At 36.8% G+C, this 16997-nt stretch carries 16 protein-coding genes and 3 pseudogenes; 15 read left to right on the top strand and 4 right to left on the bottom strand.

Annotated elements, in window-relative coordinates; translation table 11 throughout:
* The 6 genes and pseudogenes from MICAI_RS16465 to MICAI_RS16445 form a co-directional block, all read left to right on the top strand.
* On the top strand, positions 1-153 hold a 153-nt coding region (locus tag MICAI_RS16465), incomplete at its 5' end, for a type II toxin-antitoxin system Phd/YefM family antitoxin (protein ID WP_039900385.1).
* Positions 146-271 (top strand): annotated as a pseudogene (locus tag MICAI_RS27950) (type II toxin-antitoxin system YoeB family toxin); the annotation flags it as partial. The gene MICAI_RS16465 and the pseudogene MICAI_RS27950, both read left to right, overlap by 8 nt.
* A 2-nt stretch (positions 272-273) precedes the next feature.
* Positions 274-492 (top strand): type II toxin-antitoxin system HicB family antitoxin, encoded by a 219-nt coding sequence (locus MICAI_RS16460; protein ID WP_008204621.1) that lies wholly within the window; start codon positions 274-276, stop codon positions 490-492.
* A gap of 175 nt (positions 493-667) precedes the next feature.
* A complete protein-coding gene (locus MICAI_RS16455) occupies positions 668-937 on the top strand; it encodes a hypothetical protein (protein ID WP_008204619.1) in 270 nt (89 codons plus the stop codon).
* A 492-nt stretch (positions 938-1429) separates the two neighbouring features.
* Positions 1430-2098, top strand: a complete 669-nt coding sequence (locus MICAI_RS16450) for an energy-coupling factor ABC transporter ATP-binding protein (protein ID WP_008204616.1) — start codon at positions 1430-1432, stop codon at positions 2096-2098.
* Positions 2099-2120: 22 nt separating this feature from the next.
* A complete protein-coding gene (locus MICAI_RS16445) occupies positions 2121-2732 on the top strand; it encodes an NYN domain-containing protein (RefSeq protein WP_008204615.1) in 612 nt (203 codons plus the stop codon).
* Between the two features lie 128 nt (positions 2733-2860).
* Here the strand turns inward: MICAI_RS16445 and sfsA are convergent, their stop codons facing one another.
* Positions 2861-3580, bottom strand: a complete 720-nt coding sequence (gene sfsA, locus MICAI_RS16440; protein ID WP_008204612.1) for a DNA/RNA nuclease SfsA — start codon at positions 3578-3580, stop codon at positions 2861-2863.
* A gap of 80 nt (positions 3581-3660) precedes the next feature.
* On the bottom strand, positions 3661-3849 hold the full coding sequence (locus MICAI_RS27250; protein ID WP_232306221.1) for a hypothetical protein: 189 nt from the start codon (positions 3847-3849) through the stop codon (positions 3661-3663).
* A 241-nt stretch (positions 3850-4090) separates the two neighbouring features.
* Between MICAI_RS27250 and aroC the strand changes: the two genes are divergently transcribed.
* On the top strand, positions 4091-5191 hold the full coding sequence (gene aroC / locus MICAI_RS16435; protein WP_008204611.1) for a chorismate synthase: 1101 nt from the start codon (positions 4091-4093) through the stop codon (positions 5189-5191).
* Between the two features lie 13 nt (positions 5192-5204).
* Positions 5205-6407: a glycosyltransferase family 4 protein gene (locus tag MICAI_RS16430; RefSeq protein ID WP_008204608.1), complete on the top strand. Its 1203-nt coding sequence runs from the start codon at positions 5205-5207 to the stop codon at positions 6405-6407.
* Between the two features lie 259 nt (positions 6408-6666).
* Here the strand turns inward: MICAI_RS16430 and MICAI_RS16425 are convergent, their stop codons facing one another.
* On the bottom strand, positions 6667-7257 hold the full coding sequence (locus tag MICAI_RS16425) for a Uma2 family endonuclease (protein ID WP_008204605.1): 591 nt from the start codon (positions 7255-7257) through the stop codon (positions 6667-6669).
* Positions 7258-7333: 76 nt separating this feature from the next.
* Between MICAI_RS16425 and MICAI_RS16420 the strand changes: the two genes are divergently transcribed.
* From MICAI_RS16420 to MICAI_RS16385, 7 genes and pseudogenes are all read left to right on the top strand, one after another.
* Positions 7334-7618 (top strand): hypothetical protein, encoded by a 285-nt coding sequence (locus MICAI_RS16420; protein WP_002755003.1) that lies wholly within the window; start codon positions 7334-7336, stop codon positions 7616-7618.
* On the top strand, positions 7615-8034 hold the full coding sequence (locus tag MICAI_RS16415; RefSeq protein ID WP_002755001.1) for a type II toxin-antitoxin system VapC family toxin: 420 nt from the start codon (positions 7615-7617) through the stop codon (positions 8032-8034). The genes MICAI_RS16420 and MICAI_RS16415 overlap by 4 nt, the downstream gene beginning before the upstream one ends.
* A gap of 79 nt (positions 8035-8113) precedes the next feature.
* Positions 8114-9404: pseudogene (locus MICAI_RS27945) on the top strand (AAA-like domain-containing protein); the annotation flags it as partial.
* Between the two features lie 221 nt (positions 9405-9625).
* Positions 9626-9991: pseudogene (locus tag MICAI_RS16400) on the top strand (hypothetical protein); the annotation flags it as partial.
* A 111-nt stretch (positions 9992-10102) separates the two neighbouring features.
* Positions 10103-10375 (top strand): hypothetical protein, encoded by a 273-nt coding sequence (locus MICAI_RS16395; RefSeq protein ID WP_002737947.1) that lies wholly within the window; start codon positions 10103-10105, stop codon positions 10373-10375.
* Positions 10368-10640 (top strand): PIN domain-containing protein, encoded by a 273-nt coding sequence (locus MICAI_RS16390; RefSeq protein ID WP_008204591.1) that lies wholly within the window; start codon positions 10368-10370, stop codon positions 10638-10640. Before MICAI_RS16395 ends, MICAI_RS16390 begins: the two co-directional genes overlap by 8 nt.
* Before the next feature lie 474 nt (positions 10641-11114).
* Positions 11115-15752: a sacsin N-terminal ATP-binding-like domain-containing protein gene (locus tag MICAI_RS16385; protein WP_008204589.1), complete on the top strand. Its 4638-nt coding sequence runs from the start codon at positions 11115-11117 to the stop codon at positions 15750-15752.
* Positions 15753-15925: 173 nt separating this feature from the next.
* Here the strand turns inward: MICAI_RS16385 and MICAI_RS16380 are convergent, their stop codons facing one another.
* On the bottom strand, positions 15926-16516 hold the full coding sequence (locus tag MICAI_RS16380; RefSeq protein ID WP_002735674.1) for a Uma2 family endonuclease: 591 nt from the start codon (positions 16514-16516) through the stop codon (positions 15926-15928).
* Positions 16517-16997 lie beyond the last annotated feature (481 nt).

Here is a 16997-nt window from a genome sequence, read left to right as displayed (position 1 = left end):
CCCGATGTTGTCATCATGTCTAAAAGTGATTATGACAGTCTGATGGAAACAGTTTATCTCTTAAAATCTCCGGCTAATGCTCAACATTTGCAAGAAGCGATCGCAGAATATCAAGCAGGTAAAACACAAGAACATGATTTAATCGATGCGTAAGTTGGCTTGGGGTAGTAAAGCATGAAAAGATTATCTTTATTGGCAATCTCAGGACAAGAAAACCCTGAAAAGAATCAATCTGCTAATCCAAGATACTCTATCCAATCCCTTTGAAGGAAAATGAATAAATACAGCATGATTGTTCAGTGGTCTGATGAAGATCAGCTTTTCCTGGTAACGATCCCAGAGTTTTCTGATCTTGTCGTCATGCCTTGTACTCATGGCAAAACTCGTCAAGAGGCTATCCACAACGGTGAAGAAGTGATTGAAATGTACTTGGAAGCCTGGCGGACAGAAGGTGAAGTGATTCCCGAACCCAGAACAAGATCGATCGCTTGATACTCGTGATCCTTCTTGCGGCATAACAACCCCTCTGCACAGGGAGTGCCGAGAGTTAATCGGTGATAGTGAACAGCAATCAGTGAACTGAAAACTCATGATCACTGATCACTGACTTCCCAACCCCTGCTATACAATGGTTTTTGACTTGTTTTTTGGAAGGGAACGCTAAACTATGTATTCGATCGATATTACCCTGAAACTCTCGCCCATCCCCATTTCCGTGCAGCGCAAGGAAGAAGCAGGAGCAGACGCTTTGTATCAAACAATTATTAACGCTATGCGATCGCCTAATCCCGAATTATTAGAATTAACCTGCGAAAAACAAACCGATAAAAAGGTGGCGGTTTTGAGCGATCAGATCAGTGCGGTGATTGTTTCACAAAAATCCGGGGCTGCCTCCACTGGTAGAGCGCCGGGGTTTGTCGCTTTAGCCACAGAATAGTTCTTTAATCAGTTATCAGTGAGCAGTAACCAGTAATCAGTGACAAGAAAACGGCAACCGCCTAGATAACACTTTCCACTGAAAACTCAAAACTCAAAACTGATAACTGATAAGCTGTTCATAATTTAAATTGCTCGTTGAGACGAGTCAAGAGGCACTCTTGCAAGAGGCAACAGTAAAGGGATTGGAGGAGATTCGGCTGATCATTAAGAATAAGCGGTTTAAATAGGGTTTGCGGCAAAAAGTACGGGCGAAGCATTCGGATAGAAAATCTACGGTTTCATCGATAGGTTATTGCCCGAATGCTTCGCCCCTACAGGACTCGGGCCGATGAAGACGCAAGGTTTGGAAGCACGATTCTCTCAAAATCTTGTACCTGTGGGAGCAAGAAAAGCCACAAAACCCCTATCTTGCCTACATTTCACATTTATTCAGCAAGCCCTAAATAAGTCTTAGCTTAACTGATAACTGATAACTGATAACTGATAATTCATGACTATAAAAGTAAAAGACCTCTGGTTTAGCTGGCCGAATGGGAAATCAGTATTAAATGGCTGCTCTTTGCAAGTTCCCAAAGGGGAATTTTGGATGTTGTTGGGGACAAATGGCAGCGGTAAATCGACCCTGCTTCGGCTCTTAGCGGGATTATTAAAACCTAGTCGCGGGGAAATAGAGATACCTAACCCCCTCGGTTTTGTTTTTCAAAATCCCGACCATCAGTTAGTTATGCCAACAGTGGGGGCAGATGTGGCCTTTGGGTTGGTATCCGAGGGTTTATCCACGCCGGCAATTCGGGCCCGGGTGCGGGAATCCCTAGGGGCGGTGAATTTATTAGAAATGGAAAAACGACCGATCTATGCTCTCAGTGGCGGACAAAAGCAAAGAATCGCCATTGCGGGGGCCTTAGCTCGTCATTGCGAGGTTTTGCTCTTTGATGAACCCACCGCCCTTTTGGATGGGGATACTCAGTTAGAATTAGTCTCTCAAGTGCAGAAATTGGTCAAAAACCGAGGGATTACAGCCCTTTGGGTGACGCACCGCCTTGATGAATTGGATTACAGCGATGGAGCATTTTTGTTAGAGGGGGGCAAGGTAACGGAGCGGGGAAATCCCCTAGACTTAAAAGCGAGATTATTGGCCAGTGCGGCGGGAGAATCCTAAATTTTTTGTTAATATCATTAGGATGCTGTTTTTTACAACTGCCCTTAATGCCACACAAATTACTCTCAAAGCCATGCTTAATTCTTCTGATCGTTCCCTTCTGCTGGTTGACGGCTACAACGTCATCGGCGCTTGGCCGTCCCTGAAAAAAATCAGCGATCGCCATGGTCTCGAACCAGCGCGAGACAAGTTAATTGAAACCCTAATCGGTTACACCCACCATCAGGGTTATCAAACCCAAATCGTCTTCGATTCCTACCTTCAAGATACCCCCGGCAGCCAAGAACGCTACACTAACCATTTATCGGTTTATTTTACCGCTCACGCTCAAACCGCCGACACCTATATCGAGAAAACCTGTGCCGATTTTTGGTACAATCGCGCCCCAGCTATCGGACGGATTATCGTCGCTACCTCTGATAATGCCCAAAAAATGACCGTTATGGGTTATGGGGCCCAGTGGATTTCCGCTCAACGTCTGGAAATCGAGGTGGATTTAACCGGTCGTCGTCTGAGAAAATCCCAGAGTTCTTCTCAAAGTCCCAAAGGGCGTTTTTTATTCCATTCTCTCGATGCTCAGGTGCAACAGAAATTAGAGAAAATGCGCCACGGAATTAGTTATCAAAAACCTTGACAAATTACCCCAAATATGTATCGACAAAATCCCCAGTAGAGGCACAGGTAACTGTGTCTCTAAGCTTTTTAAGGTCAGTTGCGGTCTGGGGGATTTTGTCAAAAGCTGGCCCCTCTAAACCACTGGTGTCACAGTTGCAATTCTGCTAAACCTAAATAATTAATTCCCGCGGGTGTCACTTGGAAGCGACAGGGTAAAACTTTGACTCCTTTAGCCACTGCTTGACGCAATAACTGCCCGTATTTAGCATCTTTACTATCCCCCGGAGCAAATCGGTCACAATCACCCCGATTAATAAAGTAGAGCATAATCGCCTCCGCTGCCGGCAATAAATCCATTAATTCCTGTAAATGCTTCTGTCCTCGCGTGGTGACAGTATCGGGAAAAAGTGCCGTTTCTCCCTGATTCCAAGTGGTATTTTTGACCTCAATATAGGTGAGGGAATTATCCCCATGGGTCAAAAGAAAATCAATTCTACTGCCATTATTTTGACCGTAGGCCACTTCCGATCGCACCTCGGTGTCATTTTTGACCAAATCGGGAAAAACTCCTTGCAACAGGGCATTTTTCACCACCTGATTAGGAAGATTGGTATTAACTCCCACCCAAGTCTCCCCCAGTTGAATCATCTCCCAGGTGTAAGCTAATTTTCGCTTCGGGTTATCACTGCGGGAAAGATAAACCGGTTGACCCTCTACGCATACATCCGTCATCGGTCCGGTATTAGCGCAATGGGCCGTAATTAATTCTCCGTTGTCCAGTTGTATATCGGCAAAAAAGCGTTTGTAACGTTTAATTAAAATACCCTTGACAAGAGAAGGGTAAGTGTGAACTAACAAAGAAGTCATCAAATTTTCGCTAGGCTATATAAGGTAAAGAATAGCCTTTTTTTGGGAGCTTAACCTGAAGACAGGAGACCCTTCAGTTATCAGTGAACAGTAATCAGTAAACAGTAATCATAGTATTTTCCTTTATTCGTAGCAGGCATTTTACTCTCTTGGGTTTGGTGGGTAAAATGTATTCTAAAATACATTCCTGCTGGCGAGCAAATGGAACGAACCACAAAGACACAAAGGACACAAAGATTGATCGGTCTTATATAAGTTAAACTTATCACACAAAGAATAAGAGAGCCGGCATTTTACTCCCCTCTCCCTTTGGTTGTGGGGGTAAGGGAAATTAACCATCTCTGCGATTACTTTTGAAAAATGGCATCAGTGACAAAAAAACGGCAATTTTCTACTTAAGACTGTCCACTAAAAACTCACATCTGATCACTGATAACTGATAACTGATCACTGATAACTGATAACCGCTCAGGTACAATAAAAGCTTGAGGCTTAGTAGATATTGAGATTATGGGTAACACTTTCGGACGACTATTTCGGGTTTCCACTTTTGGAGAATCTCACGGGGGTGGGGTAGGAGTGGTTATCGATGGTTGTCCTCCGCGCTTAGAAATTTCCGAAGAGGAGATTCAAATCGATTTAGACCGTCGCAAACCGGGACAAAGCAGAATCGTGACCCCGCGTCGGGAAAATGACATTTGTGAGATAATTTCGGGCGTTTTTGAAGGCAAAACCCTCGGTACACCGATCGCTATTTTAGTGCGGAATCAGGATGCTCGCTCGCAAGATTACAACGAAATGGCCGAGAAATTCCGACCTTCCCACGCGGATGCTACCTACGAGGCAAAATACGGCATTCGCAACTGGAAAGGAGGAGGCAGATCCTCGGCCCGGGAAACCATCGGCCGGGTGGCCGCAGCAGCGATCGCTAAAAAAATCCTTAAATCTGTCTATAATGTCGAGATTATCGGCTATGTGAAGCGAATTAAAGATATTGAGGCAATCATCGACCCCAACACCGTCACCCTCGACGAGGTGGAAAGTAATATAGTGCGTTGTCCCAACGGGGAAACGGCCGCCCAAATGATCGCCCTGATCGACCAAATTCGCCTGAATAAGGACTCGATCGGCGGTGTGGTGGAATGTGTAGCCAGAAATGTGCCGAAAGGTCTAGGAGAACCCGTTTTTGATAAGCTAGAAGCCGATTTAGCTAAAGGGATGATGTCCTTACCCGCGAGTAAGGGATTTGAAATCGGATCGGGATTCGCGGGAACCTTCTTAACCGGCAGCGAACACAATGACGAGTATTTTATCGATGATAACGGGGAAATTCGCACCACTAGCAATCGTTCGGGGGGTATCCAAGGGGGAATCAGTAACGGTGAAAATATTATTATCCGCACCGCTTTTAAACCCACCGCGACTATCGGTAAAGAACAAAAAACCGTGACGCGCAGCGGGGAAGAAACCACCCTGGCAGCCAAAGGAAGACACGATCCTTGCGTTTTACCCCGGGCCGTCCCCATGGTGGAAGCGATGATGGCTTTGGTATTATGCGATCATCTGCTCCGTTTTCAGGGACAATGTACGATTAGCGATCGCTTTTTCTAAACCTTTACCCGCGATGAAATTTTTATTCCTTCATGCCAATTTTCCCGCCCAATTTCGCCATTTAAGCACGGTTTTGGCTCAAGACCCCGGAAATCAAGTGATTTTCGGCACTACCAGGCAAGAGGGAGAGATAGCGGGGGTAAAAAAATTTATTTACAAGGAAAGTCGCGCTGTTTCTCCCCAAACCCATCATTATGTCCGTCCCCTCGAAAGTGCGGTTTTACAAGGTCAAGCGGTTTATGGTGTTTGCCAACAACTGAAAAATCAAGGTTTTTATCCCGATATTGTCTATGCACATTCCGGCTGGGGGCCGGGCCTATTTATCAAGGATATTTTCCCGAAAACTAAGTTTTTAGCCTATTTTGAATGGTTTTATCATGCCCATGGTTCCGATGCTGATTTTGATCCGGCGGATCCCCTTAATGCTGATGCCGAGGCCCGGATTAGAATTAAAAATGCGCCAATCCTGATCGATCTGGTCAGTTGCGATCGAGGTTTAGCGCCGACTATCTGGCAAAAACAGCAATTTCCCTGCGAATTTCACTCGAAACTGACGGTTTTACACGATGGCATCGATACGGACTATTTCTGTCCCCGTCCCGATGTGCAGTTAGTGATTCCAGAGATAGGTTTAGATTTATCCGGTGTTAAGGAGATTGTCACCTATGCAACCCGGGGAATGGAACCCTATCGCGGTTTTCCCCAATTTATGACGGCTGTTTCCCTAATTTTAGCCCGTCGGCCTAACTGTCATGTGGTGATTGTCGGGGAGGATCGAGTCGCTTATGGGAAAACTCTACCGGACGGCAAAACCTATAAACAATTGATGTTAGAAAGCCTTTCTTTGGATTTATCCCGGGTGCATTTTACCGGTTCTCTGCCCTACGGTCAATATAAACAGGTTTTACAGGCATCAGCGGCCCATATCTATCTTACCCGTCCTTTTGTGCTGTCTTGGTCAATGTTAGAGGCTATGGCCATGGGTTGCGTGGTGATTGGTTCCGATACTCCCCCCGTGCGAGAATTAATTACTGATGGGGAAAATGGTTTATTAGTGGATTTCTTTTCTCCCCAACAAATAGCCGATCGCGTCGATGAAGTGTTAGATTATCCCCAGGGTTGGCAAAATCTGCGTTTAAATGCCAGGGAAACTATCAAGCAACGCTACGACCTCAAACAATGTTTACAGGATCATCTAGATTGGTTATTGAGTTGATGAAATGAGAGCATTTTCCCAAAAATACTGTCTTTCAAAGGATTCATATCGCTATTAAATTCTTTCTCTTACAATCCTAATTCCTTCCCAAGCAGGAATATTACCTGCTCGTCTTTCTTCTAATAATACGGAGGCGATGAAACGGTTAAAAACTTGTTCCCTTGTGATGGAATATTGAGAATTTAATTCTCGGCATTCTGCAACTGTTAAGTTAACCCATAATCTTTATATAGGCAGAAAAAATCACCATTTTCTATTGTTATGTTGATTCAATAATTTTTATCCCTGCTCTAAATTCTCGCAGTGCTTGAGCATGATTTTCTATACCAATACAACGCATCAATAAACCTACATCTAAACTCGGTAAAAGTTGCGATTTACTAACAGCCTCATATCCCTCATTTCCTAAACTATAAAACAATAACTCATCATTCATCCAAAACCAAACTTCAGGAATTTGTAACCGTTTGTATGCTTCCAGTTTATTAATTCCTCCACTACTAACAACCACCTCAATCACTAAATCAGGATGTTTTCTATTGGCTCCCAACTCATAGGATTTATCACCTTCTCTTTTAACCTTTTCAAATTCATTTTCTAAGGTGACAGAACCAGTAGGAGTAAAATCTAATCCCAAAAATTCTAAATAAATTTCTAGTAAAGCACCAATACGTTCTTTGATAGTTTCGTGTTTTTTCCCTGGCATTTTTCTAATCTCCAAAACTCCATCTAAAAAAGATAACCTTAACCCTGGGCGATCAATTAGCTGTTCAACAGCTTTAAATTCTCTCCAGGTTAAGTCACTAATTAAAATTGGTTCTGCTTCTCGTTCAATGAGTGTAGTTATCATAATTTAAACCCAAATTTAGAGCGTGAATTTTGTTGACTATGATATGATATAAAAACAGAGTATCATAAAAAACATCATGCAAGCATACAAACTCAAAGGAAAAATTGATCAATCTGGTAACTTGCTGATTACCGAACCATTGAATTTACCCCCCGGAAATGTGGAAATTGTAGTTTGGGCAGCCACAGATACCCTTGATCATACCACAACCCCAACCACTGAACCAGCACCAGAAACACCAAAAAGAAAATCTAGGATCAAAGCATTTCAGGGTTTATTTGAAAATGCCCCTGCCATTCCGGCAGACTTTGATCCAGATCAAGCTAAATATGAATATTTAAAGGAGAAATATAACCTGTGAAAATCCTGATAGATACTAATATCATTATTGATAATGCCTTAGAAAGAGAACCTTTTTGGAATGCAAGTGAACAAGTTTTATCACTAATTGAAAAAGGCACAATTGCAGGTTATATTTCCGCCTCAACTTTTAGTGATTTGTATTATATTATCCGTAAGGCAAGAGGTCGAGATTGGACGCTTACTTATTTAAAGCAGTTAATTACTTTTTGTCAAATTGCTACAGTAAATCAGGCTGCAATTATAATGGCTTTCACAACCAATTTTCAGGATTTTGAAGATTCTATTCAATACTCTACCTCGGTAGTTAATAAATTGGATGCAATTATTACCCGTAATCCTCAAGATTTCCCCATTGTCACACCACGAATTATCACTCCTGAACAATTAATTGCCGAATTAACCAACTCTCATTAGCAAATTTAGTGGTTTTAATAATGTATCGGGAGCATAAAAAATGTCTAAACTTAAAGAGTTCATCTATTACCAAAATTCTATGACTCGCTGGTTTAATATTGCAGGTCCCTGTTCAGACGATATCCACTATATGCTCTCTCCCACAGTCAGATTACCAGATTTAGAGGAGCTAATTCAACAACGTAGTTATTTTGTCCTTCACGCACCACGACAAACGGGGAAAACCACCGCTATGTTATCCCTAGCAAAACAACTTACCGATACCGGAAATTATGCCGCAGTCATGGTATCAGTGGAAGTAGGAAGTGCATTTAATTATGATCCTACTGCCGCAGAATTAGCAATTTTAGGGGCATGGTATAATACAATTGAGGATAGTTTACCGACCGAATTACAACCTCCTGCTAAACAATGGCAACAGGAAGAACCAGGAAGCAGAATTAAGGCTTTTTTAAGAGGTTGGGCAAAAGCTATCAATCGTCCCATAGTATTATTTATAGATGAAATTGACTCTTTACAAGACCAAACATTAATTTCTATTTTACGACAGTTAAGAGATGGTTTTCCTAAACGTCCAGAAAATTTTCCCTCGTCAGTAGGATTAATTGGTTTACGAGATGTGAGAGATTATAAAGTAGCATCGGGAGGTAGTGATAGATTAAATACATCCAGTCCTTTTAATATCAAAGTTGCTTCTCTGACTATGAGAAATTTTAATCTCGAAGAAGTGGGAGAATTATATCAACAACATACAGCAGCAACTGGACAAATTTTCACATCAGAAGCAATAGAAACAGCTTATGATTTAACCCAAGGACAACCTTGGCTAGTCAATGCTTTAGCTAAAAAAATTGTAGAAAAAATGGTAAAAGATAGAAGTATTACTATTACTAAAGAACATAAGTACCTAAGCAAAATTAATTACACATATCTAACCACCTCTTGCCTCTTGCCCCTTGCCTCTTGCCTATCTTCACTAGGAAATTAATTTTGCACGACTACTTATCTTAACAGCTAAGGAGATATTAATAGCTCGTCAGGATACTCATTTAGATAGTTTAGCAGAAAAACTCAGAGAAAAACGAGTTAAAAACATTATTGAACCGATTTTAGCAGGGAAAACCTTACCCGATACTCTAGCAGATGATCGCCAATATTTAATAGATTTAGGATTATTACAACGTGATCCGATGGGGGGATTAGTTATTTCTAACCCCATATATCGTGAAGTTATTCCCCGCGTTTTAGTACAAGGAACTCAGGACAGTTTACCTTTAATTATTCCTAGTTGGTTGACTACAACAGGTGAATTAAATATAGATGCTTTATTAACAGCATTTCTCAAGTTTTGGCGACAACAGGTCGAACCATTATTAAGTAGGGCTTGCTGAATAAAGGTGAAATGTAGGCAAGGTAAGGGTTTTGTGGCTTTTCTCGCGAAACAGGTGCAAGATTTTGAGAGAATCGTGCTTCCAAACCTTGCGTCTTCATCGGCCCGCGTCCTGTAGGGGCGAAGCATTCGGATAAAAAATCTACGGTTTCACCGATAGGTTATTGCCCGAATGCTTCGCCCGTACTTTTTCAGCAAACCCTAAGTAGTGCTGCTTACCATGAAATCGCGCCACATATAGTATTAATGGCTTTTTTACATCGTGTGGTTAATGGTGGGGGAGTTTTAGAAAGGGAATATGCCATTGGTAGTGATAGAATGGATTTATGTTTGCAGTATAAAGAGGTAATTTTAGGGATTGAATTGAAGGTGTGGCGGGATAAAAAACGCGATCCCCAAGCTGATGGAATTGAACAATTAGAATCTTATTTAGGGCGTTTGGGGTTAGATTTTGGTTGGTTATTTATCTTTGATAGGCGGAAAAATGCCTTACCAATGGAAGAAAGGTTATCAACTGAAGTTGTGGTGACGGAAAATCAATATAGAATTACTGTGATTCGGGCGTGAGTCTTTTAAAAACTTACTGTTTGCGTTACATTTCATTAACCCACCCTACAGGATTAACTTTGAGAATTTTGCTAAACTAGAAATAGGTAGAAAACGAGGAAATATAAAGTTATGACAGTTGCTAATTCATCACTTTCTCAACAATACATACTTGATATTGAACCAGAAGGACGTTTAACTTTACCGCAAGAAATCCAACAAATTCTTAATTTAGAATCTGGATATAGATTAATTTTAACTCTGGAAGATAATGGTATATTACAATTAGTTAGTCTCAAAAACCAAGTTAAAAAATTAAGAGGTTTATTAAAAGATAAATCACCTGATAGAAATTTAGTAGATGAACTTATTCAAGAACGCAGACAGGAGTATTTAAGTGAATAAATCTGTGTTAGATGCTGCTGCCTTTTTAGCTTATCTTAGAGATGAACCAGGAGCAGAAATTGTAGAAAATGCCTTGATTAATGGGTGTTATATCAGTATTATTAATTGGGTAGAGGTATTATCGAAAATTGTTGACCTAGGAGAATCCGCAGAGGAAATTATTAAACGATTGAGAGATGAAGGATTATGGCTCTTCGTTACTTGGTATGATTCGATAGGGGGGCATAAATCGACTAAATCCTTCTCTGGCAAGAGACTTAATTGATGAGTTCGCTCTAGATAAAAAACAATTGACAAAAATCGCCAAATGCCTTTCTACATAAGAGTTCCATCCTTTATAATCCCAGTCCATTGCATAACACAAACCGAAGAACCAAGGAATTATTACAAAATAGTCCAGAAATTCTAGAAATAGATCTAGCGATTCTAGGCAAAAAGCTAACGAAAGAATTAGGAATAGGAGCGAGCTTACTAGGAATTATTATTAATAAGTGAGAGATGGTGCGGCGGACTTTTTCGATCTAAAACCATGAAAAGCTTATGATATATGGATTTCAGCCTTCTTGTCCCCCTGTCAGATTTTTGATTGTTGTTAGTTGATAAAAAAGTGATATGCTAAATAGATACGGCAATATTACCCAATAAAATCATCAATGAGTAACCGATATACTCGGTAATTGCTTAGAACTGGATTTATTAGGTAACAATAATGACCAAATTTCCCTGCGAATAAAGAATTATGCAAAATCCTAAACAACTAATTGAGAAAATATTCAATGAAACAGGTCAGTCTGAAAGAGATGCTGAAAACCTTGCTAATGCTTTAACAAGACTTACAGGTGATTTGTATACAGAAACAGAACGATTTATCTTTGAACTCTTGCAAAATGCTGATGATATACCTAATGAAACTGGTCAAGTAAACGTACTATTTGTCATTCTCCGCGAACATTTTTTGATTTTGCATAATGGTAAGCCTTTTGATAGCACTAATGTAGACGCTATATCGAGTATATCCAAAAGTACAAAAGTCAATAATTCTGAGCAAACAGGTTATAAAGGTATAGGGTTTAAATCTGTATTTGCGGATTCAGAATGTGTATATATTAATTCTGGTAATTTTTCATTCAAATTTGATAGAAATGACAAAAGACATAAAAACCTTGAGAAAACTCCTTGGCAAATCAAACCTATTTGGATAGATAAAAAAGAATATCCTGTAGAAATTCAGCAGTATCAACAATTTTTTACTTTTCCTGTTGCAACTGCTATTTATGTGGGACAAGCTAAAATTAAAGAATATAAAACAAAGTTAGAAAAATTATTTCAAGATCCTAGATTAATTTTATTTTTACGTCATGTTCAAAATATAAATGTTATAGGCTTAAATAATATCAACATAGTTGATGTCTCCATCACCAAAGAAAAGCAAGGAGGAAAATACAAAATATGTAGAAATAACCAAATTACTTATTGGTTAGTACAGGATTTTGATTTTAATGTGCCTAAACAAGTTAAAGACAAAATGGAAAGCGATAAAAAAATACCTGATAAACTAAAATTAATTGAACGCTCGAAAATTACCTTTGCTGCTCAACTTATAGATAATAAACTGGTTGCTGTCAATGAAGAAGATTCTGTTTTATTTACATATTTACCAACCAATGTAAAAGAATATAAATTACCTTTTTTAGTTAATGCTGATTTTCTAACTACAGCTAACCGACAAGAAATTCATCATGATAATCCTTGGAATATATTTCTTTTTGCTAATATAGCTTATTACTCGTTAACATGGATAGCTGAAGTTGCTAAAAAGACAGAATATAGAAACCAAGTTACTAATATTTTACCATCTAAATTTTCTTTGAACTTAGCTAAAAGTGAAACTTTTATCTCATTTAATCAAGAATTTGATCAAGCTCTAGAATTAATTGCTTTTATTCCTTCAGAACAAGATAATAAATTATTAACTGTAAATAATTCTATTTTAGATGAGACAGAAATTACTAAAATAATACCAGTTGAAACTGTAAGAACATCTTTTGATTCTAAACGATACTTTATAAGTAATTCATTACTCAATAAAACAAAACTAAAGAATTTTGGTGTTAAAATTTTTGATGTAAAATCCCTTGGTAGTTTTTTGAAGTCCATACATTACCAAAATATTGTTAAAAGCAACCCGCAGCTTATTTTTCAAGTATTAGCTCATTTAAAAACAAAAAACTTATCTAATAGAGAATTACTTTCTATAAAATTTATTTTGGATGAAAATAGTAATTTGGCTAGTCCTGATCTATTATATTTCCAAATTATTGAATCAGAGAAAGAAATAAAAGAAATATTAAATTTCGATATTTTTTATTTTATACATCCTGATATAGACGAAAAACTTAGACAAGACCAAGAACTCTTTGCATGGGCAAAAAATAATTTAAGAATTAAGATTTTTAATGGTTACGAAATATTGAAAGAAAGAATAAATCAAGCTAAATACAAACCAGATGTAGAATTATCCTTAGATAACTGTATAAATTATGTCAGATTTATTTTTAAATATTATTCTCAACTGAATTCTGAACAATGTCAAAAATTAAATGAATTACAATTAATTTATCGTAATCCAAAGGATAATAAATATTATCTTGATTGTGCTTGTAATTTTTATTTATCCGATTTTTATAAACCTCAATATCCAACAGAGGAAGTAGCAAATTTAATTGGTATTGAAAATTTTAAGTTTGTTATTCATAATTATTGTGAAACTCCAGCTACAGTTAGTAATTGGAAAGATTTTTTCTTATTTATAGGTGTTAAAGATCCTAATGGATTAGATATTATATCTAACACAATAATTCCTATGATTACCAATAATGCAATTAATGATTCCAATACCATTAATATTACCAGATATATTTTTAATGTTTGGAAAACATTATCATTGAGTAATGAGGATATTGAATCACTTCATAAATTACCTTTATTAACTAACAATGGATTAGAAGTAGCAAGTCAATGTAACTTATCTGAGTTTTATACAAATGAAGAGTTGGAAGATATATCACTATTAGAGGTATCATTACCTAATTTAATCAGTAATAAATATTATCAAGAAGGAGATTCTATTATTGAATGGAAAAGGTTTTTTACTGGTGTCTTAGGAGTATCTGACTTAAAGGGTGTTGATTTAATTAGAGAGAAAATTTATCAAGTCCTCAATAACCCAGAGATTATAACATCTGAAAATGCTGTTGATATATGCAGAAAAATATTTACATATCGTACCTATTTAACTCAAGAAGACTTTCAGAAATTATGTGGATTAAAACTTTTGGTCAGAAACAATAATTTAGCACTAGCTAAAAAGTGTTACTTATCAAATTACTATAATCCCCAGCAAAATTTAGAAACTTTCTATGAAGATACTGATTTTTATCAATTTGTTAGTTCTAAATATTCCGAACATGAATCATCTAATAAAGAGCAATGGAAGGAATTTTTTATAAATATAGGAGTAGAAGAGAAAGTCAGATTTTGGATATATAATGATAAGCGAGAAATTCAATTTTCAACGCAATTTGAAAAAGAATACTTAGGAGTTATTGGACTTGATTCTAATGAGCAAAAACACTTTTTTCAAAATTTTATTTATTACCCCCATTATCTGTACTTTAATAATTTTAGATTTTCTCAGAAAATATGGAGGTATATAAATGATAATTGGGATAGATTAAATTTAGGACAGCAATCAAAAGTATGGAGAAATAATATTCCAGTAGAAGTAATTTCCTATTTTCAAGTTTCAGTAAAACATAACTACTCAATTCCTTGCTTTGATGAAAAATGCCATAAGTCATCTGAGGGTATATACTCTAATCGAATCAGAGAACTCGTAGGAGATTGCTACAATGTATGTATATGTAGCTTGAAAGAAGAAGTAGAAGATTTTATTGGTGTGAAGCGAGAGCTTAATGTAGAAAGTTGTTTAACTATCTTAGATGATATTGCTGAAAAATATACTGAGCATACCAACAAACATGATAGACGACTAAATCAAGTCTTTGAACATTTTTTAAGATGTATTATACAAGGAATAAATGAAGAAGATAAAGAAAAAATTAAAACTTGGATAAATAGTGGAAAATTACTAACTTATGATGGTAAATTTCGTTTTATTAATGATTTATTCTATTTTAGTACATCATTGAAATTACCTCCTAAGCGCAACTCTAGTTTAGTAAAATTTGCTGATTCTGGTGTAAATTGTTCTCAATTTGAAACAATACTTGATATTTTAAGAGTTAAAAAAATCACTATTGAGGATATGGATATTAATTTGGATAAAAGTGAAATTGATAACTATCTACCTGGTTTAATTAAAGCAAGGTCTATATTCATAGGTATATTACTTACTGGAAAACGTAATATTTTAATAGAGGAGCAAATTAAAGAGAAAGTAGATAACATTCGATTTTATAATCCTCATAAAATTCTCATGATGTGTAGTTTAATAGACTATAAAGAGTCTTTACATAATTACTATGATAAAGATAATAATTCTATTTATTATGTAAGGAAGTGGAATAGTATTAAAAATGTTAATTTGGGTAAACATTTACTTGATGCTTTGAAGTTAGATAAAGTGAAAATTACAGAGCAATTAATGTTACAGTTACTAGATGATGAGATTGAAGACATCAAAGAATACTTACTAGAAAATGGTTATGATATTGGGGATATTACTGAAGAAGAAAAATTTACGCCCCCTCCAGAAAATATCCAAGAACCACTAAATCAAAAAAATATATCTAATAACTCTAGATTTGTTTATTCTCCTGGTGGTACAGGTGAGAATAAAGAGTATTGGGGAGAATGGGGTGAGAGAAAAGCAAAAAGAATGTATAAATTACTAGGTTATTTTGCTGAAAAACAAAGTGATTATTTAGCTTTAGGATATGATTTTTTGTGTAAAGATTCAAAAGGTAAAAATATTTACAGTGAAGTCAAAACTATAAGTTATAACAATCCTATCATTCGCTTAAAAACAAGCCAGTGGGAATCTTTATGCTCAGAAAATCGAAAGGATAACTATGAACTTGTAATAGTAATTCATAAAGGAGATACATTAATAGAAATTATTAGAGTAAGTTCAGTTTGGGCTACTTTAAAAAATATTTTAAGTAAACTTAACCACCAGAGTATATCTCAAGCTAATTATCAAGGAACTGTTGAAGTGATACTTGGGTTACAAAAAAATCAGGACGGAAACGCTAATGAAATTTTAATCAACTGGCAAAGGCTTTTTAAATCAATACAACATTCCCATGTCAATATATATCCACAAGGGATACCTAATGTTACAAAGGGATCGTGAATGTTTTCAGAAAGTCACTAACTTTCTTTTATCCATTTTACAAGCTCGTCACTCACATTTCTCTTCCCCTTAATATACTGAAATTCTCTCAACCAAAATCTGATTGATAATTTGCTGCTTCAACGAATCCACAGCAACTGAAGCAATAATTTCTTAATCGTTTTCTATCAATATTAACCCAAGCAATTCGGTTTAATCCCTGCTCTAAATTCTCCCAGCGCTTGAGCATGATTTTCTATACCAATACAACGCATCAATAAACCTACATCTAAACTCGGTAAAAGTTGCGATTTACTAACAGCTTCATAACCATCATTTCCTAAACTATAAAACAATAACTCATCATTCATCCAAAACCAAACTTCAGGAATTTGTAACCGTTTGTATGCTTCTAGTTTATTAATTCCTCCACTACTAACAACCACCTCAATCACTAAATCAGGATGTTTTCTATTTGCTACCAATTCATAAGATTCATCACCTTCTCTTTTAACCTTTTCAAATTCATTTTCTAAGGTGACAGAACCAGTAGGAGTAAAATCTAATCCCAAAAATTCTAAATAAATTTCTACTAAGGAAGCAATACGTTTTTTGATAGTTTCGTGTTTTTTCCCTGGCATTTTTCTAATCTCCAAAACTCCATCTAAAAAAGATAACTTTAACCCTGGGCGATCGATTAGCTGTTCAACAGCTTTAAATTCTCTCCAGGTTAAGTCACTAATTAAAATTGGTTCTGCTTCTCGTTCGATAAGTGTAGTTATCATAATTTAAACCCAAATCTAGAGAGTTAATTTTGCTCAACATGATATCATATAAAAACAGATGATCATGAAAAATATCATAGTTTAACAAACCCCCCTTAATCATACCATAGCCAGTAAACCTTTTGAGAATACCAAATCATCAGACTTCTTGTAAAAATCAAAAATTGTTGTTAGGGTTAGAAGTCAGTAGCCAGTAGTCGGTCGTCAGGAGAATTAAGAATGAATAAAAATCAATTAAGTGGTCTATTTACATATTTTATGCAATTTAATCCTTATTTTTGACGTTTTTGAACCCTCAAAAATCAACTATGCAAGAGATATTATCTAAATTACTTGTTAATAAGTAGTCGTGCAAAATAAATTTCCTAGTGAAGAAAGGCAAAAGGCAAAAGGCAAGAGGCAAGAGGTGGTTAGATGTGTGTAATTAATTTTGCTTAGGTACTTACTGCACACTTAAAACTCAAATCTGATAACTGATAAC

Origin of the sequence: Microcystis sp. T1-4, assembly GCF_000297435.1 — a bacterium.
GTDB lineage: Bacteria > Cyanobacteriota > Cyanobacteriia > Cyanobacteriales > Microcystaceae > Microcystis.
This window is presented reverse-complemented; position numbering and strand designations above follow the sequence as displayed.